Here is a 22587-nt window from a genome sequence, read left to right on the forward strand (position 1 = left end):
TGCCGGGCTTTCCCGGAACTATAATGGCCGGATCTTCCGGTGCTTACGGTGGAAATCAACGGAATGAGGTGACTGGCCCGGGTACGCACGGAAAGACCGGTGCGCCCAAGCATGAACGTGGGTGAGCCAGAGGGGATGCCCAGAAATTCACTCAAACACTTTGAATGGTGGGCCGGGTCGGGTTCGAACCGACGACGGGATTTCTCCGGTGGATTATGAGTCCACTGCCTGCAACCAACACGGCGTCCGGCCCAAAGAGAAGCGCCGACAAAAAAGCCCGGTCTAGCAAAAGGCCGGGCCTTGTTCGACGACAGGCCGACATACTACACGAAAGCAGGCCGGCCTGGCGAGTGCACATGCACAGCATGCACACATGAAGCAAACAATCAGTTCCCTTCGAGGAACGATTTGAGCTTGTCCGAGCGGCTCGGGTGACGCAGCTTGCGCAGCGCCTTCGCCTCGATCTGGCGAATCCGCTCACGCGTCACGTCGAACTGCTTGCCCACTTCTTCGAGCGTGTGGTCTGTGCTCATCTCGATGCCAAAACGCATGCGCAGCACCTTCGCTTCGCGCGGCGTCAGCGAATCGAGCACGTCCTTCACCACGTCGCGCATCGAGGCATGCAGCGCGGCGTCCGCCGGCGCAACCGTGTTCGTGTCCTCGATGAAGTCGCCGAGATGTGAGTCGTCGTCGTCGCCGATCGGCGTTTCCATGGAGATCGGCTCCTTCGCGATCTTCATGATCTTGCGGATCTTGTCCTCCGGCATTTCCATCTTCTCGGCCAGCGTTGCCGGATCCGGCTCGAGACCGGTTTCCTGCAGAATCTGCCGCGAAATACGGTTCATCTTGTTGATCGTCTCGATCATGTGAACCGGAATGCGGATCGTGCGCGCCTGGTCCGCGATCGAGCGCGTGATGGCCTGGCGAATCCACCACGTCGCGTAGGTCGAGAACTTGTAGCCGCGCCGATATTCGAACTTGTCCACCGCCTTCATGAGGCCGATGTTGCCTTCCTGAATCAGGTCGAGGAACTGCAGCCCGCGATTCGTGTACTTCTTTGCGATCGAGATCACGAGACGCAGGTTCGCCTCGGTCATCTCGCGCTTCGCCTGGCGCGCCTTCAGTTCGCCGGCCGCCATCTGGCGGTTGGTTTCCTTCAGGTCCTTGAGCGGCAGCACCACGCGCGCCTGCAGGTCGAGCAGGCGCTGCTGCTGTTCGCGAATCGCCGGGATGTTGCGCGAGAGGATCGCGCTGTACCCGTGGTTCTCGCCCACGATCTTGTCGGACCACTCCAGATCGGTCTCGTTGCCCGGGAAACGCGCGATGAACTCCGAACGCGGCATGCCGCACCGGTCCACCACCGTGTGCAGAATCTGGCGCTCGACCTGGCGCACTTCGTCCACCTGGGCACGCAGCGTGTCGCACAGGCGCTCGACGGTGCGCGCCGTGAAGCGGATCGACATCAGCTCGTTCTGGATCGTTTCCTGCGCCTTGAGGTAGGACTTCGACTTGTAGCCTTCCTTCTCGAACGCACGGCGCATCTTGTCGAACCATTCGCTGATGAGCGCGAACTTCTCGAGCGAGGCGCGCTTGAGCGCCTCGAGCTGGGCTGCGTTGGCCGTCGCCTGCGCGGCGCCCTCGTCCTCTTCTTCCTCTTCTTCTTCCTCTTCCTCTTCGGCGTTCTCGTCTTCGTTCTCGATCGCTTCCGCTTCCTGCGCGGAGAAGCCGTCGGTATCTTCGGCATTCGGATCGATCAGGCCGTCGACGAGCTCGTCCACGCGGATCTCGTCGTTCGCCACGCGCTCGGCCATCGCGAGGATGTCGGCAATCGTGGTCGGGCATGCGGAGATCGCCATGACCATGTGCTTGAGGCCGTCTTCGATGCGCTTGGCGATTTCGATTTCGCCTTCGCGCGTGAGCAGCTCGACCGTGCCCATTTCGCGCATGTACATGCGCACGGGGTCGGTGGTGCGGCCGAATTCCGAGTCGACGGTGGACAGCGCAACTTCCGCTTCCTCTTCTACTTCGTCGTCCGAAGAAGCATTCGGCGCGTTGTCGTTGAGCAGCAGCGTTTCGGCATCGGGCGCCTGCTCGTACACGGCCACGCCCATGTCGTTGAAGGTGCTGATGATGCCTTCGATCGCCTCGGTCTCGGTGAAGTTGTCCGGCAGGTGATCGTTGATTTCGGCGTACGTGAGGAAGCCGCGCTCCTTGCCCAGCTTGATGAGCGCTCGCAGCTTCGAGCGACGCTCCTCGAGCTCTTCGACGGTCCCGGGCTGCGAGGACGCGAACGCGTCTTTCAGCAGCGCCTTTTCCTTCGCCCGCCGGTCGCGCGCACGGGCCTTTTCGCCCTTGCCCGCGGCGGGCGTGCTGTCTTCGCTCTGGCTTGCGTCGTCTTCGACGGATACTTCATTCAGCTTTTTCGTCATGGAGTTCGCCGTTTCGGCTATAGTCTCGACTCGCGGCTGGTGGACGTCAGCCTCTTGAACCGTGGATCCTGGAGCCTCGCGCTCTGCCACATCGTCCGCAATGGCAGGCACTTGCCTTGCACTACTCGAACCGGACCGCTTCGTTGCCGCTGGCGTTCGCGTTTGGGTTGCGGCTTTCGCCGCGCGTGTTGGCGCCGCTCTGCTGGCCGAAGCAGCCATGGTCTTCTTCCGGGCAGCGGGTTCTGGAGAGGTGGCGGTCGACTTGCTGGCGGAGTGGGTGGCGCTGGCCTCTCTGACCTTGCTGGTCGGCTCCGTCGAGCCTTTGCCTGTCGCCTTTTTTCCGCCTGTAGTCTTTGCCATTGCCATTCCGTCCTTGCTGGAAGCTGGGTATAAGCCCGGAAAAAAACAAAAACAAACCGCTGAAAACCTTTTATTATAGCACGCGAGGCAAAATCCCCCGGTGCGCCCTCCCTTACAAACCGAGCTGGCGTTTCATATCAGCCCGAGTCTGATTCAGCGCCATCAATTCCGCCAGTTCTTCGGGCGTGTGCCGCGACTGCCGCGAAAGCACGTCGAGCCGGTCGCAACAGGCGTCATAGCGCATCTTCAGGATCGCCGCCGTCAATTCCTCGCCCACCAGCCGCTCCTGCTCGCGCCGCTCTTCGGCCACCGTGGCGTCTTCGGGATTTTTCATCAATAAATCCCGAACGTTTTCATCATAGTCCAGAATTTCCCGAAAAATCTCCTCGAAGGTGGGGGCGTTCGCACCGTTGCGCAAGAGATCCGAAAGGAGCTGAAATGCCGCTGCATCGCCCAGTCCGCGGGCGTGCGTGGTCACTTCCTCGAAAAGTTCGCCGTGGCGCGTGAGCCCGATCAGGGCCCGCTCGGCCTCCTCGTCCAGTTGCGCGACGATGCGCGGATGCATTACGAGGTTGCGCAGCGCCTTGCGCTCGATCCCGGTCACGAGATGCCGGTCCTTGCGCGCCGGTGCCGCCCGGGCGGCCCGGGCGATCCGCGCGTCGACCTCGCACAGCGCCGCCACTTCCTCGAACGGCACGTCCAGCCGGTCCGCAAACATGTGCATGATCTGCGCGCGCAACGCGTTCGCCGGCAGCGCCTGCAGGAGCGGCTTGGCGTCGAACAGCGCCCGCGCGCGGCCCTCCGGCTGATCCAGTTCCTTGCCCGTCAGCACCTCGTTCAGCATGAACTGCGACAGCGGCATGGCCCGCTCGACCTGCTCGCGGAACGCCTCGGTGCCGAATTCGCGGACATAGCTGTCCGGATCGTGCTCCGGCGGCAGGAACAGGAACCGGATCGTGCGGTTGTCGGCTGCATGAGGCAGGCAGGCATCGAGCGCGCGCCGCGCGGCACGGCGGCCGGCCGAGTCGCCGTCGAAGCTGAAGATCACCGTATCGGTCTGACGCAGCAGCTTTTGCACGTGAATCGGCGTGCAGGCGGTGCCGAGCGTCGCGACGGCGTTCTGGAAGCCGAGCTGCGCCAGCGCGACCACGTCCATGTACCCTTCGACCACCAGCACGTACTGGTGCTCGCGAATCGCAAGACGCGCCTCGAAGAGGCCGTACAGTTCGCTGCCCTTGTTGAATAACGGCGTTTCCGGCGAATTCAGATACTTGGGCTCGCCGCCGTCGAGCACCCGCCCGCCGAAGCCGATCACGGCACCCTTGACGTTGCGGATCGGGAACATGACCCGGTCGCGAAAGCGGTCGTAGCGGCGGGCCTGCCCTTGGGCATCCTGCTTTTCGCTGACGATCACGAGCCCGGTTTCGACCAGCGCATCGTCACGATAATTGGCGAATGCCGACTCCAGGTTCTGCCAACCATCGGGCGCATAGCCAAGGCCGAAGCGCGCTGCGATCTCGCCCGTAAGGCCGCGTTTTTTCAGGTACTGGATCGCATCAGGCGCGCTGCGCAGTTGCCTGCGGTAGTAGTCACACGCCGTCTGCATGATGTCGGACAAGGCGGTGGCGACCGCCTTCGAAGGACCGCTCGGGTAGCCGCCCGCGCCGGCACCGCCCCCGCCACCACGCATCGGCGACGGTTCCTGCGGCACCGTGAGTCCGACCGATTGCGCGAGCTCGTTGACGGCCTCGGGAAACGTGAGGCCCGCGTGCTCCATCAGGAAACCGATGGCGGTGCCGTGAGCGCCGCAGCCGAAGCAGTGATAGAACTGCTTCGTTGGACTAACGGTAAACGACGGGCTCTTTTCGTTGTGGAACGGGCACAGGCCCATGAAGTTCGCGCCGCCCTTCTTGAGCTGCACGTAGCGCCCCACCACGTCGACGATATCGACGCGGTTCAGCAGATCCTGCAGGAACGAATGCGGAATCATCGGGACGAATGCGCTCCGGCTGGCTGGGTGATGCGGATGGTGCGGACGATGCGGGCTCGCGTCCCGGTAGTCCAGATCGCGCCGCCCGCGAGGCGCCTCACCTTACTTCGAGAGCGCGGCCTTGACCAGCGCGGACACGGCCGTCATGTCGGCACGGCCGGCGAGTTTGCCCTTGAGCACGCCCATCACCTTGCCCATGTCCTGCGGGCCGGCGGCGCCCGTCTGCGCGACCGCCGCCTGCACTTCAGCGGCGACTTCCGCTTCGGAGAGCTGCGCGGGCATGTAATCGGCGAGCACCTTCAGCTCGGCGGCCTCTTTCTCCACGAGATCCGTGCGGCCCGCGGCCTCGAACTGGCTGATCGAGTCCTTGCGCTGCTTGATCATCTTGTCGATCACGGCCGTGATGCCCGCGTCGTCGAGCGTCACCCGGTCGTCGACCTCACGCTGCTTGATCGCGGCGAGCAGCAGACGAATCGTGGCGAGGCGCTCGGTTTCGCGCGCGCGCATCGCGGCTTTCATGTCGTCGTTGATCCGGTCCTTGAGGCTCATCACTCACCTGAAATACGTTGGGGTTACGAATATCCGGGCGTACCGAGGCGCTGACACCCCATGCATCGCTGGCCGCACACACATCATATCAATGCAAAAACCCGCCTGGAAACGCTTCCAGGCGGGTCGGCGCAAATTCTCGATGGTCGCGACCACACCAGAGGGGCAGCAACGGCCGCTTCAGCCGACATTCACGGCCGACTGCGGCCAGACCACGGCAATGCCGGAATCAGTACAGCTTCTTCGGCAGCATCTGGCTGCGCAGGCGCTTGAAGTGGCGCTTCACAGCCGCAGCCTTCTTGCGTTTACGCTCAGCCGTCGGCTTTTCGTAAAACTCGCGCGCGCGAAGTTCGGTCAGCAGACCGTTCTTCTCGATCGTGCGTTTGAAGCGGCGCATGGCAACTTCAAAGGGTTCATTTTCTTTTACACGGATGGTCGTCATTTTCCAATAACGGATCGGGAGTAAAGGGAATTGAGTATAGCAGGTACAAAGCGCGACATCGCCCGGCCGATTGGCGGAAATACCCGGGGCAGCGCGGTCTGCGAACCGCTCATTCGACACCCGGCCCGACCAGCAACAGAGGCAACCGCGTGATCTCGACGGCGCGCTGCGCCACGCTGCCCGGCAACCAGCGCGCGACGCCCCGGCGCCCATGAAGTGTTCCATCCCGATTCGGGAAGCTGGCCAACAATGACCGGCATCAAACCCGCAAGACGCGGCAGGCGATCCCGACCGGAAATGTTGATCGCATTGCCGGATCGCGTCGACCAGGGCGAACGTCAGGCTTTTTCCACGGTCGCCGAATATTGCGCGGCGGCCTCACCCGCCGCCACGCCCGAAGCCCACGCCCACTGGAAGTTATAGCCGCCCAGCCAGCCGGTCACGTCCACCGCCTCGCCGATAAAGTAGAGGCCCGGCATCCGCTGGCTCATCATCGTGGCCGACGAAAGTTCACGCGTGTCGACCCCACCGCGCGTCACCTCGGCCTTCTTGTAGCCCTCGGTGCCCGTGGGTGTCAGCGTCCATTGTGCGAGGCCTTCGCCTATGCGGCGCAGCGTCTTGTCGGGCAGGTCGGCGAGACGTGCGTCGGCCGCGACCTGATGCCCTTCGAGCCAGACATGCGCGAGCCGCGCCGGGACCCATTCGGCCAGCAGAGTGCCGATCTGGCGTTTGGACACGCCCTTGGCTTCGACGAGCGCGGCGGCCGGATCACGCTCGGGCAGCAGGTTCACGCGAATGGGCTGCCCCGGCTGCCAGAAGCTCGATATCTGCAGCACGCCGGGGCCGGACAGGCCGCGATGCGTGAACAGCAGGTCCTCGTCGAATGCTCCGCCCGCCTTGCGCTCCCCGGTCGCGATATGAACGTCGAGCGACACGCCCGAAAGCGCCGCATACGGCGCCCACTCGTCGTGAGCGAAGGTAAGCGGCACGAGCGCCGGGCGCGTGTCGATGAGTTTGTGGCCGAACTGCTTCGCGATGCGGTACGCAAAATCGGTTGCACCGATCTTTGGAATCGAGAGCCCGCCCGTCGCGATCACCAGCGCGTGGGCGCGAATCGTGCCCTGTGGCGTGCCGAGGGTGAAACCTGCGCCGTCCGAGTGGCTCACCGCCTCCACGGGCAGCGGACGGCGCCAGGCCACGCCGCCGGCGTCGCATTCAGCGCGCAGCACGTCGATGATCGCCTCGCTCGACTGGTCGCAAAACAACTGTCCCTTGTGCTTTTCGTGCCAGGTCACGCGATGCTGGCGCAGCAGCGCGAGAAAATCGCGCGGCGTGTATCGCGCGAGCGCCGAGCGGCAAAAATGCGGGTTCGCCGAAAGATAATTGCCCGGACCGGCGTGCAGATTCGTGAAGTTGCAGCGGCCGCCGCCCGAAATGCGGATTTTTTCCGCGAGGCGCGGCGCATGATCGATCAGCGCCACACGGCGCCCCTGCTGGCCGGCCACCGCCGCACACATCATCCCGGCCGCCCCGGCGCCGATCACGGCGATGTCGAAAGATTCCATGGCGCGCATTCTACCTGCCCCATCGTCGCGCATCCGGGCACGGCAGCCCGGAATCGCCGACGCCCGGCCCCGCCGGCCGTGTTTCATGCGTACTGCTATACTTTCGTGCTTCCCGCTCACTTCGTACCGGCAAGGATTTGCGGCCGGATCCGGCATCCGCAAACCCCAGCGCCCGTCTCACCATGCTCGTTCTCGGCATAGAAAGCTCCTGCGACGAAACCGGCCTTGCGCTCTACGACACCGAGCGCGGCCTGCTCGCCCACGCCCTGCATTCGCAGATCGCCATGCATCGCGAGTACGGCGGCGTCGTGCCGGAGCTCGCCTCGCGCGACCACATCCGCCGCGCGTTGCCGCTGCTCGAAGAAGTGCTGGAGCAAAGCGGCGCGGCGCGCGGCGACATCGACGCAATCGCCTATACGCAGGGCCCCGGCCTCGCGGGCGCGCTGCTGGTGGGCGCGAGCATCGCCAATGCGCTCGCCATGGCCTGGAATCGTCCGACGGTCGGCATCCACCATCTCGAAGGGCATCTGCTCTCGCCGCTTCTCGTCAGCGCGCCGCCGCCGTTTCCGTTCGTGGCGCTGCTCGTCTCGGGCGGCCACACGCAGCTCATGCGCGTGACCGACGTGGGCGTGTACGAAACCTTGGGCGAGACGCTCGACGATGCCGCCGGCGAGGCCTTCGACAAGACTGCCAAGCTGCTGGGTCTCGGTTATCCGGGAGGTCCTGAAGTCTCGCGGCTCGCCGAGTTCGGCACTCCCGGAGCGATCGTGCTGCCGCGACCGATGCTGCATTCCGGCGATCTCGACTTCAGCTTCAGCGGACTGAAAACGGCCGTGCTGACGCACGTGAAGAAGCTGGGCCCGAACCTCTGCGAGCAAGGCAAAGCCGATATCGCGCGCGGTTTCGTCGATGCGGCCGTGGAAGTGCTCACGGCCAAGTCGATCGCCGCGCTCAAACGTACGAAATTGAAGCGCCTTGTGGTGGCGGGCGGTGTGGGCGCGAACAAGCAGTTGCGCGAAACGCTTTCGGCGGCCGCGCAAAAGCGCGGCTTCGAGGTCCACTACCCCGACCTTTCGCTATGCACCGACAACGGCGCGATGATCGCGCTCGCCGGCGCGATGCGCCTTGCGCGGTGGCCCGAGCAGGCCACGCGGGATTACGCTTTCACGGTCAAACCGCGCTGGGATCTGACTTCGCCCGGACGGTAAAACGCCGTTTCTGCCGCTGCAACGGCAACAAAAAGCCGCCTCGGAAGGCGGCTTTTTTCGTTCTGCGTAAGGTCTCCGGAGATCACCCGAGCGTACGCTTGTCATGCTCGATCACAGCATACGCACTGTGATTGTGGATCGACTCGAAGTTCTCGGCTTCCAGCACGTAAGCGGCAACGCGTGCGTCGGCATTCAGGCGCACGGCCACGTCGCGCACGAGATCCTCGACGAACTTCGGATTCTCATACGCGCGCTCGGTCACGAACTTCTCGTCCGGACGCTTGAGCAGGCCCCACAGCTCGCACGACGCCTCTTCCTCGGCAATCCGGATGAGATCCTCCACCGGCAGATCACCCGCCAGCTCGGCGTCGATCGTGACGTGCGAGCGCTGGTTGTGCGCGCCGTACTGCGAAATCTTCTTCGAGCACGGACAAAGGCTCGTCACCGGCACGAGCACCTTCAGGAAGAGGCGCGTCTGGCCGTCACGCGTCTCGCCCGTCAGCGTCACCTCGTAGTCGAGCAGGCTCTCCACGCCCGACACCGGCGCCACCTTCTTCACGAAGTACGGGAACGACACCTCGATGCGGCCCGCCTGCGATTCGAGCTTTTCGAGCATGGCGGCCAGCATCGTGCCGAACGTCGCGGACGTCAGCGGCGCCTTGTGCTCCTCGAGCAGCGCAACGAAGCGCGACATGTGCGTGCCCTTCTGGTCGGACGGCAGATGAACGTCGAGGTTCCACGTGCCGACCGTCGGCTGCACGTCGCCGTTGCCGGTCACGACAGTCAGCGGATGGCGCACGGCCTTCACGCCCACGCGCTGGATCGGAATCTGGCGGGTATCGACGGAGCTTTGCACGTCCGGCATCACAAAAGCCGGGTTCATCTGGTTCATGTTCTTGTCCTTGATGCCGCGCGCTGCGCGGCGCGCAATGGCAAGCGCCGGCATGAGCCGGCGCTTGCAGGCGGGTTCGGGGCTCGTCGAGCCGCCCGCCCGCGGGTTCAAACGGAAGATGGGCTAACGCAGGCGCCAACACCCGGTACGAACCGGGCAGGCGCGCCGCGAGGCGCTGATTCCGGCCTCGCCCAACTCAGGCGACGCGCATCACCGACTTGCCGGACGCGTTCGCCGCGCGGTCGAGGAAGCGCTCGCGAATCGACTTCGCGATCCCTGCCGCGTCGAGCCCCACGCCGGCCAGCAACTTGGCCGGGTCGCCGTGATCGATGAAGCGATCAGGAAGGCCCAATTGTAGTACGGGCTTGATAACCCCACTTTCAAGCAGGGCTTCCACGCAGGCCGAACCCGCGCCGCCCATGATGCAGCCTTCCTCGACCGTCACGAGATAGTCGTGCGTCTCGGCGAGCTGGCGCACGAGTTCCGCGTCGAGCGGCTTCACGAAGCGCATGTTCGCCACGGTGGCGTCGAGTTCCTCGGCTGCCTTCAGCGACGGTGCAACCATCGTGCCGAACGCGAGGATCGCAATGCGCTGGCCTGCCGGTGCGCTGCTTTCGCGGCGAACCTCGCCCTTGCCCACCGGCAGCGCCGCCATCTGCTTGACGGTGGCGACGCCCGTGCCCGCGCCGCGCGGATAACGCACTGCCGTCGGGCAGTCCTGCTGGAGCGCCGTGTAGAGCATCTGGCGGCACTCGTTCTCGTCCGAGGCGGCCATGACCATCATGTTCGGAATGCAGCGCATGAACGCGAGGTCGTAGGCACCCGCGTGCGTTGCACCGTCAGCGCCCACGAGGCCCGCGCGGTCGATCGCGAACACGACCGGCAGGTTCTGCAGCGCGACGTCGTGGATCAGTTGGTCATACGCGCGCTGCAGAAAGGTCGAGTAGATCGCGACAACGGGCTTGAGGCCTTCGGTCGCGATACCGCCCGCGAACGTCACCGCGTGCTGTTCGGCAATACCCACGTCGTAATAGCGGTCCGGGAAGCGCTTCTCGAACTCGACCATGCCCGAGCCTTCGCGCATGGCCGGCGTGATGCCGATCACGCGCGAATCGAGTTCGGCGGCATCGCACAGCCACTCGCCGAAGACCTGCGTATAGGTCTTCTTGCTCGGCGCCGTGGACGGCTTGATGCCTTCGGCCGGATTGAACTTGCCGGGGCCGTGGTAGAGCACGGGGTCCGCTTCGGCGAGCTTGTAGCCCTGGCCTTTCTTCGTCACGACGTGCAGGAATTGCGGACCGCGCAGTTCCTTGATGTTCTGCAGCGTGGGAATCAGCGAATCGAGATCGTGACCGTCGATCGGGCCGATATAGTTGAAGCCGAACTCTTCGAACAACGTGGCCGGCACGATCATGCCCTTGGCGTGCTCCTCGAGCTTGCGCGCGAGGTCGAGCACGGGCGGCGCATGACGCAGTACGCGCTCCACGCCGGCACGCGCCGCTGCGTAGAAGCGGCCCGACATGAGGCGCGCGAGATGGCGATTCAGCGCGCCCACCGGCGGCGAAATCGACATGTCGTTGTCGTTGAGGATCACGAGCAGCGGCACGTCGTCTTCCACGCCGCCGTTGTTCAGCGCCTCGAAAGCCATGCCGGCCGTCATCGCGCCGTCGCCGATCACGGCGATGCCCATGGCGTCGTCGCCCTTGAGCTTGCTCGCGATGGCCATGCCGAGCGCCGCCGAGATCGACGTGCTCGAGTGCGCGGTGCCGAACGTGTCGTACGGCGACTCGTCGCGTTTGGGGAAGCCCGAGATGCCGCCGAGCTGGCGCAGCGTGTGCATCTGGTCGCGGCGGCCGGTCAGGATCTTGTGCGGATAGGTCTGATGGCCGACGTCCCAGACGATGCGATCGCGCGGCGTGTCGAACACGTAGTGCAGCGCGATCGTCAGTTCGACCGTACCGAGGTTGGACGACAAATGGCCGCCCGTCTGCGAGACGCTGTCGAGAACGAAGGCACGCAGTTCGTCGGCAAGCGGTTGCAACTGGCGGCGATCAAGGCGGCGCAAATCCGCCGGGTCGTCAATGGTTTTCAGCAAGTCGTACATCGTCGTTCCAGTCCAGGAAATCGGGCGCTCCCGCACTTCTGGCACACATTACGTCCCCTTTCATGTGCGCGGGCGGGTGGCGCGGTCAGCTGACCCGGTTCACCACCAGGTCAGCGAGTTCGGCAAGGCGCCTTGCGGGCGCGCCGAACGGTTCGAGGGCCGCATGCGCGTCGCTGCGCAACTGCTGCGCCAGCGCCCGCGATGCGTCCAGACCGATGATCGACACGTAGGTCGGCTTGCCGTCCTTCGCATCCTTGCCAGCGGTCTTGCCGAGCGTCGCCGAGTCGGCGGTGACGTCGAGAATGTCGTCCACCACCTGGAAGGCGAGGCCCACTGCCGCTGCGTACGCGTCGAGCGCGCGCAGCGTGCCGGCGGAGGGCGTCTCGCCCGCCACCGCGCCCATGCGGACCGACGCGCGCAACAGCGCGCCGGTCTTCAGCCGGTGCATCGTTTCGAGTTCTTCGCGCGTGAGCGCACGCCCCACGCTCGCGAGGTCGATGGCCTGGCCGCCGGCCATGCCGATCGAACCGCTTGCGAGCGCCAGCTCGCGCACGAGCGATGCCTGACGCGAGGGCGCCTCGCGCAGTCCCGGCACGTCCGACGTCAGCGTAATGAAAGCCTGCGACTGCAGCGCGTCGCCCACCAGCAGCGCCGTCGGTTCGTCGTACTTGACGTGGACCGTCGGCTTGCCGCGGCGCATGTCGTCGTTGTCCATGCACGGCATGTCGTCGTGCACGAGCGAGTAGACGTGGATCATCTCCAGCGCGCAGGCCGCCGCGTCGAGCGCCTCGGGCGTCGCGCCCGTCAGTTCGCCCGCAGCATGGCACAGAAGCGGCCGAACGCGCTTGCCGCCGCCCAGCACGGCATAACGCATGGCGTCATGCAGGCTCGCGGGCAGCACGTCGGCTGCCGGCAAATAGTGTTCGAGCGCGCTCTCGACCCGGTCCAGCACCAGCCGGGTCCATTGTTCAAAAGTCATAGATCGTCGTCTCCGCCCGTTGCGGATGTCGTATTGAGGGGCGCGGGCTTGAGCGTTTCGCCGTCGAGCACGCGCACCTGTTGTTCAACCTTTTCCAGCTGCTGCTGGCAGAACTTCACCAGCACGGCGCCGCGCCGGTACGCGTCCAGCGATTCCTCGAGACTCAGGCTGCCGCCTTCCATGCGCGCCACGAGCGCATCGAGCTCGGCCAGCGCGGCCTCGTAGCTCTCGGGCTGCCGCGGGTCGCCGCCACTGTTGCCGCCGTCGTCGTTGCCGTTTTCAGCCCCTTCGGCGCGGTCTTTCGTTGCGGATTTCGCCATGAGTCGTCGCAGAATTGAAACAAGGCGGACATTCTACGGCAAAAGCGCGGAATCCGACCCGCTCGCCCACTTGCACCCTCTTACCGCCACAGGTGCGATCCTGACCGAAATCCGCCACGCCAGCACGCCGATCGCGTTGCCTGGAGGCAAATTTGGCAAAAATCAGTGACTTAGCTACCCCTTGGGGGTGGAAACGGGTATACTAGCCGGCTCCCTAAATCGAATCTTCGATGGTTGGGTTGTTCACTGCTTTCACGTCTTCATCGGGAGTGGGAATGTCCAATCTGAGCAATGCATTGCAGCTGAAGTCTATCCACAGCCAGCTGCCAGTCACCGCTTATTTTGACGAAGCGCTTCTCCAGCGCGAAATCGAAACGCTTTTCCAGAAAGGTCCTCGTTACGTCGGGCACGAGCTGATGGTGCCCGAAGCGGGGAATTATTTTGCACTGCCCGGCGAAAAAGAAGGCCGCGTGCTGGTGCGTAACAAGCAAGACCAGGTCGAGCTGCTCTCGAACGTCTGCCGCCACCGCCAGGCCATCATGCTAAACGGTCGCGGCACGGCAGACAATATTGTATGTCCGCTGCATCGCTGGACCTACGACCTCAAGGGCGAACTGCTCGGCGCACCGCACTTCGCGGACAAACCTTGTCTGAACCTGAACCGCACGCCGCTGCAGCAATGGAACGGCCTGCTCTTCGAGTCCGCGGGACGCGACATCGCGCGCGACCTCGCCCGCCTCGGGCCCGCGAAGCACCTCGACTTCACGGACTATATGTTCGATCACGTCGAGGTCCACGAGTGCAACTACAACTGGAAGACCTTCATCGAGGTCTATCTGGAGGACTACCACGTCGTGCCGTTCCACCCGGGCCTCGGCCAGTTCGTCTCGTGCGACGACCTGAGGTGGGAATTCGGCGAGTGGTACAGCGTGCAGACCGTGGGCGTGCACAGCCAGCTCGGCAAGCCGGGCAGCCCGACGTACCGCAAGTGGCACGACGAAGTCCTGCGCTTCCGTAACGGCGTGCCGCCGGAATTCGGCGCGATCTGGATGGTGTACTACCCGAATCTCATGATCGAGTGGTATCCGCACGTGCTCGTGGTGTCGTGGCTGATTCCCGAGGGTACGCGGAAGACGAAGAACATCGTCGAGTTCTATTACCCCGAGGAAATCACGCTGTTCGAGCGCGAGTTCGTCGAGGCCGAGCGTGCCGCCTATATGGAAACGGCTGTCGAGGACGACGAGATCGCCGAGCGCATGGACGCCGGCCGCCGCGCGCTGTTCGAGCGCGGCGTTTCGGAAGTCGGCCCGTATCAGAGCCCGATGGAAGACGGCATGCAGCACTTCCACGAGTTCCTGCGGCGCGAACTGGGAACGATCTGATCGCTTGCTTGATCCATAAGCAGCGCATGCCGATGCATCAAGGAAAGACGGGCCACGGCCCGTCTTTTTGTTTAGACTGACGGCATCGGGCCGGCCTTGCCGGCCGTGCATCTCTCAGCTTTGCATGGGTTCGCACCAAAGCGCTGAAGCGCCAGGTGCGATCGACAAGGAGCCGCCGTCATGCCCCACACGCACTACACCACGCTCATCTCCGCCGCCAATCTCTACGAACGCCTGACCGCTGCGCCGGGCAGCGTGCTCGTGTTCGACTGCCGCTTCGATCTTGCGAACGCCGGCAGCGGCGAAGCGGCTTACACGGCCAACCACATTCCCGGCTCCCAGTATCTCCACCTCGACCGCGACCTCTCCGGCGCGAAGACCGGCAAGAACGGCCGTCATCCGCTGCCCGAGCGCGCGGCGCTCGTCAGCACGCTCGCGGCGCACGGCCTCAACGCCGGGCAGCAGGTCGTGGCTTACGACGCCCAGGGCGGCAGCTACGCCGCGCGCCTGTGGTGGCTGCTGCGCTGGCTCGGTCACGATTCGGTGGCGGTGCTCGACGGCGGCCTGCAGGCTTGGGAAGCGGCCGGCTATCCGCTCTCGAGCGACGTGCCGCTTCCCGTGCCCGGCAACTTCAAGGCGGGTGCGCCGCTGCAGGTGACGGTCGATGTGCAGGCTGTGGTGCGCAATCTCTCGACGCACGACCTGCTGGTCGTCGATGCGCGCGCCGCAGACCGCTATCGCGGCGAGAACGAAACGATCGACCCGGCGGCCGGCCACATTCCGGGCGCGCGCAACCGCTTCTTCAAGGACAACCTCGGCGCCGACGGCCGCTTCAAGCCCGCGCACACGCTGCGAGACGAGTTCTCGGCGGTGCTGACCAGCACGACGCTCGAACACGTCGTGCTGCAATGCGGCTCGGGCGTCACGGCTTGCCACAACGCGCTCGCGATGGAGATCGCGGGCCTGCACGGCGCGGCGCTCTACGGCGGCTCGTGGAGCGAATGGTGCGCCGATCCTGCGCGCCCGATCGCGACGGGACCCAATCCCTGAGCGTGCCGCCCGGGATCGGGTCGTACATCGGGTCAAACTCGCCTCAACCGCGCGGCGTCACCCGACGCCGTGCTCCCTGAACCACGCCAGCGCGCGCTTCCAGCCGTCTTCGGCGTCGGCCTGGCGGTAGCTCGGGCGATAGTCGGCGAAGAAGGCGTGGCCCGCGTCGTCATACACGACGAAGTCCGAGCCGCGCCCGCCCTGTGGCCCCTGCGCGATTGCCTGCTTCATCTGCGCGAGCGTGTTCTGCGGAATGCTCGGGTCCTGGCGGCCGTAGAGCCCCAGCACGGGCACCTGCAGGCTGCCCGCGAGGTCGAGCGGATTGGCCGGCATGGTCGCCGTATGCGGCCCCGCCACGCGCCCATACCACGCCACGGCGGCCTTCAGATGCGGATTGTGCTCGGCATAGAGCCAGCTGATGCGCCCGCCCCAACAGAACCCGTTGATGCCCACGCGCTTCAGGTCGCCGCCATGCTGCCCGGCCCAGGCGACGGTCGCGTCGAGATCGGACATCACCTGTGCGTCGGGGACCTTGCTCGCGATGTTCTGGTCGATCTGCTGGATCGTCGGATAAACCGATGCATCGCCCTCGCGCACGAAGAGGTCCGGGGCGATGGCGAGGTAACCGAGCTTCGCGAAACGCCGGCACACGTCGGCGATGTGCTCGTGCACGCCGAAGATCTCGTGCACGACGATGATCACCGGCAGATGCGTCTTGCCGAGCGGTTGGGCCCGGTACGCCGGAATCAGCGTGCCGTTCGACTCGAAGCCCACCTCGCCGGCTTCAAGACCCACGGCGTCGGTGTGAATGGTCTGCGCGGAAACCGGCAGCACGGCTGCGGCAAAGCCGCTGCCGAGCGCGGCCTTCAGGAAAGTGCGCCGGTTGAACGGCACGTGCGGAACAAGCGAATCGACTTCGGGCTTCAGCATGCAACGCTCCTCGTTAGACGGCATTCAATGCAGTTTCACGCGTGGCAGCGTCGTGCGGCGCAGCCAGTGCGCGAAGGTGTCGAGCACCATGCGCGCATAGCCGTGCAGCGCGGCGATATGCATGCGGTACAAGGACATATACATGAAACGGGCGAACAAGCCTTCGATCAGCATGCTACCGCCAATCACCCCGCCCATCAGATTGCCGACCGCGCTGAAATGGCCGAGCGACACCAGCGAGCCGAAGTCGCGATAGGTGAACTCGGGCAGCGACCGGCCTTCGAGCTGGTTGCCGAGCGAGCGCAGCAGGAAGGCCGCCTCCTGGTGGGCGGCCTGGGCGCGCGGCGGCACGCCGCGCTCATGTCCGGGCCATTCGCAGGCGGCGCAGTCGCCGAACGCGAAGACGTTGTCGTCGGCTTCGGTTTGCAGCGTGCGGCGCACGATCAGCTGGCCCAGCTTGTTGACGGGCAGACCGTCGAGCTGGGCCAGCACCGGCGGTGCCGAGATGCCCGCCGCCCAGACCGTGAGGTCGGCGCGCAAGGCCTTGCCGCTTGCCGTGCGCACCACGCCCGGGGCAACTTCCGTCACGCGCTCGCTGGTCAGGATCCGCACGCCGAGCTTCGTCAACAGCTCGGCCGTTGCCGACGAAACGCGCTCCGCCAATGCGGGCAGAATGCGCGGGCCGGCCTCGATCAGCACGATGCCCACGTCGTGGCTGGGATCGAGCTTGTGAAGGCCATAGGCGGAGAGCACCTGCGCGGTATTGCGCAGCTCGGCCGAAAGCTCGACGCCCGTTGCGCCTGCGCCAATGATCGCGATCTGCACGCGCCGCTCGTCGCGAGGCGGGCCGCCTTCGGGCGCCGGCTCGGGCTCCTGATGCTCGGCGCGTATGCACGCCGCGATAAGCCGCTTGCGAAAGCGTTCGGCCTGCGCCACGGTGTCGAGTGCGAGGGAATTTTCCGCGGCGCCTGGCACACCGAAGAAATGCGTCGTGCTGCCGATCGCCAGCACGAGCGTATCGTATTCGAGCTCGCGCGGCGGCAGCATATCGCCGCCGTCCTCGTCCTTCACCGCGCCGAGGCTGATGCGCTTCGCCGCGCGGTCAAGGCCAGTGAGCTCGCCCTGCTGGAACTCGAAGCCGTGCCAGCGCGCCTGTGCCGCGTATTCGAGCTCCTGCGTGAACGGATCCATGCTGCCTGCGGCGACCTCGTGCAGGAGCGGCTTCCAGATATGGGTCGGATAGCGGTCCACCAGCGTCACGCTCGCGCGCGGCGGCGCTCCTCTGCGGGCCTTGCCGTAGCGGTCGCCCAGCCGTGTCGCGAGCTCCAGTCCGCCAGCCCCTCCTCCCACAACGATAAAGCGATGCATAGACCCTCCGTGCGTGTTGTCTGGCGTCAGAACGGCCGGCAATGCGTGCCGGCCTACGCATTCTCGGCCGACGCCGCACGTCACGGCAAGCATGCGCCGGGCATGCCGGTCATGCGAGCCGCGTGCTTGCGCCAGCCGGCGTGCGCGGGTACTGCATCGTTACACTCCCTCAGTGCGCTTCCTCCCAGTTCGCGCCCACGCCCACCTCGGCGACGAGCGGCACCTTGAGCTGGGCCACCGAGCACATCAGTTCCGGCAGACGCTTGCGGACTTCGGCGAGTTCCTCGTCCGGCACTTCGAGCACGAGTTCATCGTGCACCTGCATGATCATCTTCGTGCGCATGCGCGTGCCGTCGAGCCACTTCTCGACCGCGATCATCGAAAGCTTGATGAGGTCCGCCGCGGTGCCCTGCATCGGCGCGTTGATCGCGGCGCGCTCGGCCGCCTGGCGGCGCGGGCCGTTGCCGCCGTTGATCTCGGGCAGCCAGAGACGGCGGCCGAACACGGTTTCGACATAGCCGCGCGATTTCGCGTCCATGCGGGTCTCGTCCATGTAGCGCGCCACGCCCGGATAGCGTGCGAAATAGCGGTCGATATAGAGCTTCGCCGCGTCGCGCGTGATGCCGAGATTCGAGGCGAGCCCGAACGCGCTCATGCCGTAGATCAGGCCGAAGTTGATGACCTTGGCGATGCGGCGCTGGTCGGCGCTCACTTCGAGCGGCGTCACGCCGAACACTTCGGCGGCGGTGGCGCGGTGAATGTCGTCGCCGCGCGCGAACGCGGCGAGCAGCGACTCGTCGCCCGAGATGTGCGCCATGATGCGCAGCTCGATCTGCGAATAGTCGGCCGAAACGATCTTGCAGCCGGGCGCGGCGACGAACGCCTCGCGAATGCGGCGCCCCTCGCCGGTGCGCACCGGAATGTTCTGCAGATTCGGATCGTTCGACGCGAGACGCCCCGTAACCGCCACGGCCTGCGCGTAGTTCGTATGCACGCGGCCCGTCTGCGCGTTGACCATGCGCGGCAGCTTGTCGGTATAGGTGGACTTCAGCTTCGAGAGGCCGCGATGCTCGAGCAGCAGCTTCGGCAGCGGGTAGTCTTCGGCGAGCTTCTGCAGCACTTCTTCGTCGGTGGACGGCGCACCGCTAGGCGTTTTCTTCACGACGGGCAGCTGCAGCTTCTCAAAGAAGATCTGGCCGATCTGCTTCGGCGAGCCGAGGTTGAACTCGCCGCCCGCGAGCGCATACGCTTCCTGCTGGAGCTCGACGAGACGCACGGCGATTTCAGCGCTCTGACGCTCGAGACGCTCCGCATCGATCAGGACTCCGTTGCGTTCCATCTGGCGCAGCACGCGCGAGGTGGGCATCTCGATCTCGCGGTACACGTAGCCGAGTCCCTTCTCCTGCTCGATCTGCGGATAGAGCGCGAGATGCAGCTGCAGCGTGATGTCGGCATCTTCCGCCGCATATTCGGCCGCCTTGTCGAGCGCGACTTCGTCGAAGCCGATCTGCTGCGCACCCTTGCCCGCCACTTCCTCGTACTTGATCGTCTTGATGCCGAGGTGACGCAGCGCGAGGCTGTCCATGTCATGGCTGCGATGCGATTCGAGCACGTACGATTCGAGCATCGTGTCGTACTCGACGCCGCCCAGCGCAATGCCGTAGTTCGCCAGCACCTGCTCGTCGTACTTCATGTGCTGGCCGACCTTCTTGTACTGCTCGCCTTCGAGCCAGGGCTTCAGGCGCGCGAGCACTTCGTCGAGCGGCAGTTGCTCGGGCACGTCCGGCCCGCGATGGCCGACCGGCAGATACGCGGCCTGCCCCGGCTCCGTGGCGAACGAAAGGCCGACGAGCTTCGCGACCATGGGATCGAGCGCCGTCGTTTCGGTGTCGAACGCGGTAAGGCGCGCGCCTTCGATCTTTTTGAGCCATGCATCGAACTGCGCCCACGTCTGGATCGTTTCGTAGTGGCGCGGCACGTCGAGCATCAGCGCGGGCTGCACGTCCGCGTCCTGCTTCGGTGCGTCGCCGCTCGCCGCGGCCGGCGCACTGCTGCTCTGATCGGCTTCGTTGACTTCGCGCAGCCAGGTCTTGAAGCCGTGACGCGCGAAGATGTCGCGCAGCTCCTCGCGCGCTTCGGCTCGCGCGGCGAGCGAGGCTTCGATCGACTCGATGTGCGGCGCGAGTTCGCAAGCCGTCTCCACGGTGACGAGCTTTCTAGCCATCGGCAGGAAGTCGAGCGCATCGCGCAGATAGCCGCCCACGGCGCCCTTGATGTCGGCCGCGTGTTCGACGATGCCGTCGAGCGTGCCGTACTCCGTGAGCCACTTCACCGCCGTCTTCGGGCCGCACTTGTTCACGCCCGGCACGTTGTCCACGGTGTCGCCGATCAGCGAAAGATAATCGACGATGCGCTCCGGCGGCACGCCGAACTTCGCGATCACGCCTTCGCGGTCGAGCGTTTCGTTCGTCATCGTGTTGATGAGCGTGACGCGGTCCGTCACGAGCTGCGCGAGATCCTTGTCGCCCGTGGAAACGATCACTTTCATGCCGAGCTTTTCGGCCTGGCGCGCGAGTGTGCCGATCACGTCGTCGGCCTCCACGCCTTCGATCATCAGGAGCGGCCAGCCAAGCGCGCGCACGGCCACGTGAATGGGCTCGATCTGCGCCGCAAGCGGCTCGGGCATGGAAGGCCGGTTCGCCTTATAGTCGGGATACCAGTCGTCGCGGAACGTCTTGCCCTTCGCATCGAACACGCACGCGCTATACTCTGCCGTAACCTCCTTGCGCATACGGCGCAGCATGTTGATGATCCCGTATAGCGCACCCGTCGGCTCGCCATCGGGACCGCGCAGATCCGGCATCGCATGGTAGGCCCGATAGAGATAGCTGGAACCATCGACCAGCAGCAGGGTCTTTCCTTCCAGCTCAGTATGTAGGTTGGTTTCCACGCGTAGTTCTTCAGGCATTATGGACAAGAGAAAAGTGATTCCGAGTCTGCGTTCACTCGCAGATCAAGAGCGCGCAACGGCCAAGAAGGCGCGCGCATCGTGGCAGATGTTCACGATTATGGCAGAGTTTATCGAGGCGACCGAGTACCTGTCGGAGATCCGGCCGGCGGTCAGCATCTACGGTTCTGCCCGCCTGAAACCGGACTCGAAGTACTATCAGTTGGCGACCGAAATCGCGCGCAAAGTGTCGGACGCAGGCTTCGCCGTGATCTCCGGCGGCGGCCCCGGCATCATGGAAGCGGCCAACAAGGGCGCACACGCGGGCAAGTCGCCTTCGGTGGGCCTGAACATCGAGTTGCCGCACGAGCAGTCGGGCAACCAGTGGCAGGATATCTCGCTGCGTTTTCGCCATTTCTTCACGCGCAAGGTCACCTTCGTCAAGAACTCCGACGCCGTGATCGTCATGCCCGGCGGCTTCGGCACGCTCGACGAACTGGCCGAAGTGCTCACGCTGATCCAGACGAAGAAATCGCGCCACGTGCCGATCATTCTGGTGGGCGCCGAATTCTGGCAGGGCCTGCTTGCCTGGTTCCGCTCGGCGCTCGTGCCGATGGGCCTCATCAATCCCGAGGACATGGACCTGATGCAGGTGATCGACGACCCGGACCAGGTGCTCGAAGCGGTCCTCAAGTTCTACGAGGACAGCGGCGAAGAAGGCGAGAAAGTCCGTCACGAACGCAGCGACTCCGACGAAGACCGGATGTTCTACCTCTGAGGTTCGGCTCTCGTTTCACCGCTGCCGCCGCGCGCCAATTCCGCCACGCTTCGAGGCGTGGGCCCGAATTGGCGCGCGAGACCGATCGGCGCTAACCTCGGGGCTTGCCTCGAAGACCGTGCCATCACGATGAATCAAACACTCCCCCAGGACGCACCGCCGGGCGCCGCCAGCGCGTCTCCGGCGCCGACCGTGCGCGAACTGTTCCTCGGCTTTCTCGGCCTTGGCTTCTCCTCGTTCGGCGGCGCGCTGCCGCTTGCGCGCCGCACCATCGTCGAGCGGCGCCGCTGGCTTTCGGCGGCGGAATTCACCGACCTGCTCGGCCTGTGCCAATTCCTGCCGGGCGGCAATGTCATCAACCTTTCGGTTGCGATCGGCATGCGCTTTCGGGGCTGGCGCGGTGCGCTGGCCGGCCTGCTCGGGCTGATGGCCGGGCCGACGCTCGTGGTCATCGCACTCGGCGTGCTCTACGAGCGCACGCAGAACGATCCGCACGTGCGCCACCTGTTCGTCGGGCTCGCCGCGGCCGCGGCCGGGCTCCTCGTCGCGATGGCCGTGAAGATCCTGCTGCCGTTGCACCGCGAGCCCGCCATGGCCTTCATCGCGCTGCTCGGCTTCATTGCGATCGCGATCCTGCGCACGCCGCTTTTGCCCACCATGCTCGTGCTCACTCCCATCGGCATTGCCGTCGCGGCGTGCGCCGCCCGCCGCGCGGGTGGCGCACGATGAACGCCACGCTCGTCGCGCTCGCCGCGATCTTCAGCCAGCTCTCGCTGCTCGCGTTCGGCGGCGGCAACACGATCCTGCCCGAGATGCAGCGTCAGGTCGTGGAAGTGCATCACTGGATGCCCGCCAGCGAATTCAGCGCGCTCTTCGCCCTCGCCCAGGCCGCGCCCGGGCCGAATCTGATGATCGTCCCGCTGGTTGGCTGGCATGTGGCGGGCTGGGCCGGCCTGCTCGTGACTTCCGTGGCGAAATTCGGTCCGTCGTCGCTCGTGACCCTCACCGTGCTGCACGCATGGGACCGCTTCAAAGACCGCCCGTGGCGGCGTATCGCGCAGCGCGGGCTCGTGCCGGTGACGGCCGGGCTCGTTGCCGCGAGTGCGATGCTGATCGCGAAGGCCTCCGACCCTTCGTGGATCGCGTGGGCGATCACCGGCGTGTGCGCGGTGCTGGCGTTTCGCACGAAGATCCACCCGCTGTGGCTGCTTGCGGCGGGTAGCCTGATCGGATTGAGCGGGTTCGGGCAGTGAGGAGGAAGAGGCTCTGCCGGGGCCTTCAGGCTATCTATATG

At 65.2% G+C, this 22587-nt stretch carries 20 protein-coding genes and 1 tRNA gene; 8 read left to right on the plus strand and 13 right to left on the minus strand.

Features of this window, described 5'->3' with window-relative positions:
- Positions 1–165 precede the first annotated feature (165 nt).
- Both BAC01S_RS19390 and rpoD read right to left on the minus strand, forming a co-directional pair.
- Positions 166–253 (minus strand) — tRNA-Ile (locus BAC01S_RS19390).
- 133 nt (positions 254–386) lie between these two features.
- Entirely contained in the window at positions 387–2648 is a 2262-nt protein-coding gene (gene rpoD / locus BAC01S_RS19395) for an RNA polymerase sigma factor RpoD (RefSeq protein ID WP_245616626.1), read from the minus strand.
- Here rpoD and BAC01S_RS35640 point away from each other — a divergent pair.
- Positions 2530–2868, plus strand: coding sequence for a hypothetical protein (locus BAC01S_RS35640; protein ID WP_043202824.1), 339 nt, complete (start codon positions 2530–2532; stop codon positions 2866–2868). The genes rpoD and BAC01S_RS35640 overlap by 119 nt on opposite strands.
- A 33-nt stretch (positions 2869–2901) precedes the next feature.
- Here the strand turns inward: BAC01S_RS35640 and dnaG are convergent, their stop codons facing one another.
- The 4 genes from dnaG to BAC01S_RS19420 all read right to left on the minus strand — a co-directional run bounded on the left by dnaG (position 2902) and on the right by BAC01S_RS19420 (position 7335).
- Positions 2902–4779: a DNA primase gene (gene dnaG, locus BAC01S_RS19405; protein ID WP_027796252.1), complete on the minus strand. Its 1878-nt coding sequence runs from the start codon at positions 4777–4779 to the stop codon at positions 2902–2904.
- 102 nt (positions 4780–4881) lie between these two features.
- Positions 4882–5328 carry a GatB/YqeY domain-containing protein gene (locus tag BAC01S_RS19410; protein ID WP_027796253.1) on the minus strand — a complete coding sequence of 149 codons (447 nt, stop codon included), beginning with the start codon at positions 5326–5328 and terminating at the stop codon, positions 4882–4884.
- A gap of 229 nt (positions 5329–5557) precedes the next feature.
- Entirely contained in the window at positions 5558–5770 is a 213-nt protein-coding gene (gene rpsU / locus BAC01S_RS19415) for a 30S ribosomal protein S21 (protein ID WP_013434742.1), read from the minus strand.
- Positions 5771–6108: 338 nt separating this feature from the next.
- Positions 6109–7335: a BaiN/RdsA family NAD(P)/FAD-dependent oxidoreductase gene (locus tag BAC01S_RS19420; RefSeq protein ID WP_027796254.1), complete on the minus strand. Its 1227-nt coding sequence runs from the start codon at positions 7333–7335 to the stop codon at positions 6109–6111.
- A 182-nt stretch (positions 7336–7517) separates the two neighbouring features.
- On the opposite strand from BAC01S_RS19420, the gene tsaD reads away from it, so the two are divergent.
- The gene (tsaD, locus tag BAC01S_RS19425) at positions 7518–8543 is read left to right on the plus strand and encodes a tRNA (adenosine(37)-N6)-threonylcarbamoyltransferase complex transferase subunit TsaD (RefSeq protein WP_027796255.1); all 1026 of its coding nucleotides are present in this window, start codon (positions 7518–7520) and stop codon (positions 8541–8543) included.
- 82 nt (positions 8544–8625) lie between these two features.
- Here the strand turns inward: tsaD and folE2 are convergent, their stop codons facing one another.
- The 4 genes from folE2 to BAC01S_RS19445 all read right to left on the minus strand — a co-directional run bounded on the left by folE2 (position 8626) and on the right by BAC01S_RS19445 (position 12838).
- Positions 8626–9435 carry a GTP cyclohydrolase FolE2 gene (folE2, locus tag BAC01S_RS19430; RefSeq protein WP_027796256.1) on the minus strand — a complete coding sequence of 270 codons (810 nt, stop codon included), beginning with the start codon at positions 9433–9435 and terminating at the stop codon, positions 8626–8628.
- Positions 9436–9631: 196 nt separating this feature from the next.
- The gene (dxs, locus tag BAC01S_RS19435; protein WP_027796257.1) at positions 9632–11539 is read right to left on the minus strand and encodes a 1-deoxy-D-xylulose-5-phosphate synthase; all 1908 of its coding nucleotides are present in this window, start codon (positions 11537–11539) and stop codon (positions 9632–9634) included.
- A gap of 85 nt (positions 11540–11624) precedes the next feature.
- Positions 11625–12518: a polyprenyl synthetase family protein gene (locus BAC01S_RS19440; protein WP_027796258.1), complete on the minus strand. Its 894-nt coding sequence runs from the start codon at positions 12516–12518 to the stop codon at positions 11625–11627.
- Complete coding sequence (locus BAC01S_RS19445; protein WP_027796259.1) at positions 12515–12838, minus strand: exodeoxyribonuclease VII small subunit; 324 nt, start codon at positions 12836–12838, stop codon at positions 12515–12517. The genes BAC01S_RS19440 and BAC01S_RS19445 overlap by 4 nt, the downstream gene beginning before the upstream one ends.
- On the opposite strand from BAC01S_RS19445, the gene BAC01S_RS34745 reads away from it, so the two are divergent.
- The 3 genes from BAC01S_RS34745 (at position 12837) to BAC01S_RS19455 (ending at position 15270) form a co-directional block, all read left to right on the plus strand.
- Complete coding sequence (locus BAC01S_RS34745) at positions 12837–13007, plus strand: hypothetical protein (protein WP_156954467.1); 171 nt, start codon at positions 12837–12839, stop codon at positions 13005–13007. The two genes, BAC01S_RS19445 and BAC01S_RS34745, sit on opposite strands and share 2 nt — an antisense overlap.
- 106 nt (positions 13008–13113) lie before the next feature.
- The gene (locus BAC01S_RS19450; RefSeq protein ID WP_027796260.1) at positions 13114–14220 is read left to right on the plus strand and encodes an aromatic ring-hydroxylating oxygenase subunit alpha; all 1107 of its coding nucleotides are present in this window, start codon (positions 13114–13116) and stop codon (positions 14218–14220) included.
- Between the two features lie 180 nt (positions 14221–14400).
- Positions 14401–15270: a sulfurtransferase gene (locus tag BAC01S_RS19455; protein ID WP_027796261.1), complete on the plus strand. Its 870-nt coding sequence runs from the start codon at positions 14401–14403 to the stop codon at positions 15268–15270.
- Positions 15271–15327: 57 nt separating this feature from the next.
- Here the strand turns inward: BAC01S_RS19455 and BAC01S_RS19460 are convergent, their stop codons facing one another.
- The 3 genes from BAC01S_RS19460 to polA form a co-directional block, all read right to left on the minus strand.
- The gene (locus tag BAC01S_RS19460) at positions 15328–16200 is read right to left on the minus strand and encodes a dienelactone hydrolase family protein (RefSeq protein WP_027796262.1); all 873 of its coding nucleotides are present in this window, start codon (positions 16198–16200) and stop codon (positions 15328–15330) included.
- A gap of 24 nt (positions 16201–16224) precedes the next feature.
- Positions 16225–17568, minus strand: a complete 1344-nt coding sequence (locus BAC01S_RS19465) for an NAD(P)/FAD-dependent oxidoreductase (RefSeq protein WP_027796263.1) — start codon at positions 17566–17568, stop codon at positions 16225–16227.
- Between the two features lie 169 nt (positions 17569–17737).
- The gene (gene polA / locus BAC01S_RS19470) at positions 17738–20536 is read right to left on the minus strand and encodes a DNA polymerase I (protein WP_027796264.1); all 2799 of its coding nucleotides are present in this window, start codon (positions 20534–20536) and stop codon (positions 17738–17740) included.
- Position 20537: 1 nt separating this feature from the next.
- Between polA and BAC01S_RS19475 the strand changes: the two genes are divergently transcribed.
- From BAC01S_RS19475 to BAC01S_RS19485, 3 genes are all read left to right on the plus strand, one after another.
- A complete protein-coding gene (locus tag BAC01S_RS19475) occupies positions 20538–21293 on the plus strand; it encodes an LOG family protein (RefSeq protein ID WP_027796265.1) in 756 nt (251 codons plus the stop codon).
- Positions 21294–21422: 129 nt separating this feature from the next.
- Positions 21423–22022 (plus strand): chromate transporter, encoded by a 600-nt coding sequence (locus BAC01S_RS19480; protein ID WP_027796266.1) that lies wholly within the window; start codon positions 21423–21425, stop codon positions 22020–22022.
- Positions 22019–22546, plus strand: coding sequence for a chromate transporter (locus BAC01S_RS19485; RefSeq protein ID WP_027796267.1), 528 nt, complete (start codon positions 22019–22021; stop codon positions 22544–22546). The genes BAC01S_RS19480 and BAC01S_RS19485 overlap by 4 nt, the downstream gene beginning before the upstream one ends.
- Positions 22547–22587: the final 41 nt, after the last annotated feature.

It is taken from the genome of Paraburkholderia acidipaludis NBRC 101816 (genome assembly GCF_000684975.1).
GTDB classification, from domain to species: Bacteria; Pseudomonadota; Gammaproteobacteria; order Burkholderiales; family Burkholderiaceae; genus Paraburkholderia; species Paraburkholderia acidipaludis.

Bases quoted from the DNA above. Each gene is read 5' to 3' on its own strand.
- BAC01S_RS19455 (WP_027796261.1), top strand. From the start codon at position 14,401: ATGCCCCACACGCACTACACCACGCTCATCTCCGCCGCCAATCTCTAC.
- BAC01S_RS19410 (WP_027796253.1), bottom strand. From the start codon at position 5,328: ATGAGCCTCAAGGACCGGATCAACGACGACATGAAAGCCGCGATGCGC.
- BAC01S_RS19480 (WP_027796266.1), top strand. From the start codon at position 21,423: ATGAATCAAACACTCCCCCAGGACGCACCGCCGGGCGCCGCCAGCGCG.
- rpoD (WP_245616626.1), bottom strand. From the start codon at position 2,648: ATGGCTGCTTCGGCCAGCAGAGCGGCGCCAACACGCGCGGCGAAAGCC.
- polA (WP_027796264.1), bottom strand. From the start codon at position 20,536: ATGCCTGAAGAACTACGCGTGGAAACCAACCTACATACTGAGCTGGAA.
- BAC01S_RS19450 (WP_027796260.1), top strand. From the start codon at position 13,114: ATGTCCAATCTGAGCAATGCATTGCAGCTGAAGTCTATCCACAGCCAG.
- BAC01S_RS19440 (WP_027796258.1), bottom strand. From the start codon at position 12,518: ATGACTTTTGAACAATGGACCCGGCTGGTGCTGGACCGGGTCGAGAGC.
- BAC01S_RS34745 (WP_156954467.1), top strand. From the start codon at position 12,837: ATGAGTCGTCGCAGAATTGAAACAAGGCGGACATTCTACGGCAAAAGC.
- BAC01S_RS19485 (WP_027796267.1), top strand. From the start codon at position 22,019: ATGAACGCCACGCTCGTCGCGCTCGCCGCGATCTTCAGCCAGCTCTCG.
- BAC01S_RS19465 (WP_027796263.1), bottom strand. From the start codon at position 17,568: ATGCATCGCTTTATCGTTGTGGGAGGAGGGGCTGGCGGACTGGAGCTC.
- folE2 (WP_027796256.1), bottom strand. From the start codon at position 9,435: ATGAACCAGATGAACCCGGCTTTTGTGATGCCGGACGTGCAAAGCTCC.
- BAC01S_RS35640 (WP_043202824.1), top strand. From the start codon at position 2,530: ATGGCAGGCACTTGCCTTGCACTACTCGAACCGGACCGCTTCGTTGCC.
- dxs (WP_027796257.1), bottom strand. From the start codon at position 11,539: ATGTACGACTTGCTGAAAACCATTGACGACCCGGCGGATTTGCGCCGC.
- dnaG (WP_027796252.1), bottom strand. From the start codon at position 4,779: ATGATTCCGCATTCGTTCCTGCAGGATCTGCTGAACCGCGTCGATATC.
- BAC01S_RS19475 (WP_027796265.1), top strand. From the start codon at position 20,538: ATGGACAAGAGAAAAGTGATTCCGAGTCTGCGTTCACTCGCAGATCAA.
- tsaD (WP_027796255.1), top strand. From the start codon at position 7,518: ATGCTCGTTCTCGGCATAGAAAGCTCCTGCGACGAAACCGGCCTTGCG.
- BAC01S_RS19445 (WP_027796259.1), bottom strand. From the start codon at position 12,838: ATGGCGAAATCCGCAACGAAAGACCGCGCCGAAGGGGCTGAAAACGGC.
- BAC01S_RS19460 (WP_027796262.1), bottom strand. From the start codon at position 16,200: ATGCTGAAGCCCGAAGTCGATTCGCTTGTTCCGCACGTGCCGTTCAAC.
- BAC01S_RS19420 (WP_027796254.1), bottom strand. From the start codon at position 7,335: ATGGAATCTTTCGACATCGCCGTGATCGGCGCCGGGGCGGCCGGGATG.
- rpsU (WP_013434742.1), bottom strand. From the start codon at position 5,770: ATGACGACCATCCGTGTAAAAGAAAATGAACCCTTTGAAGTTGCCATG.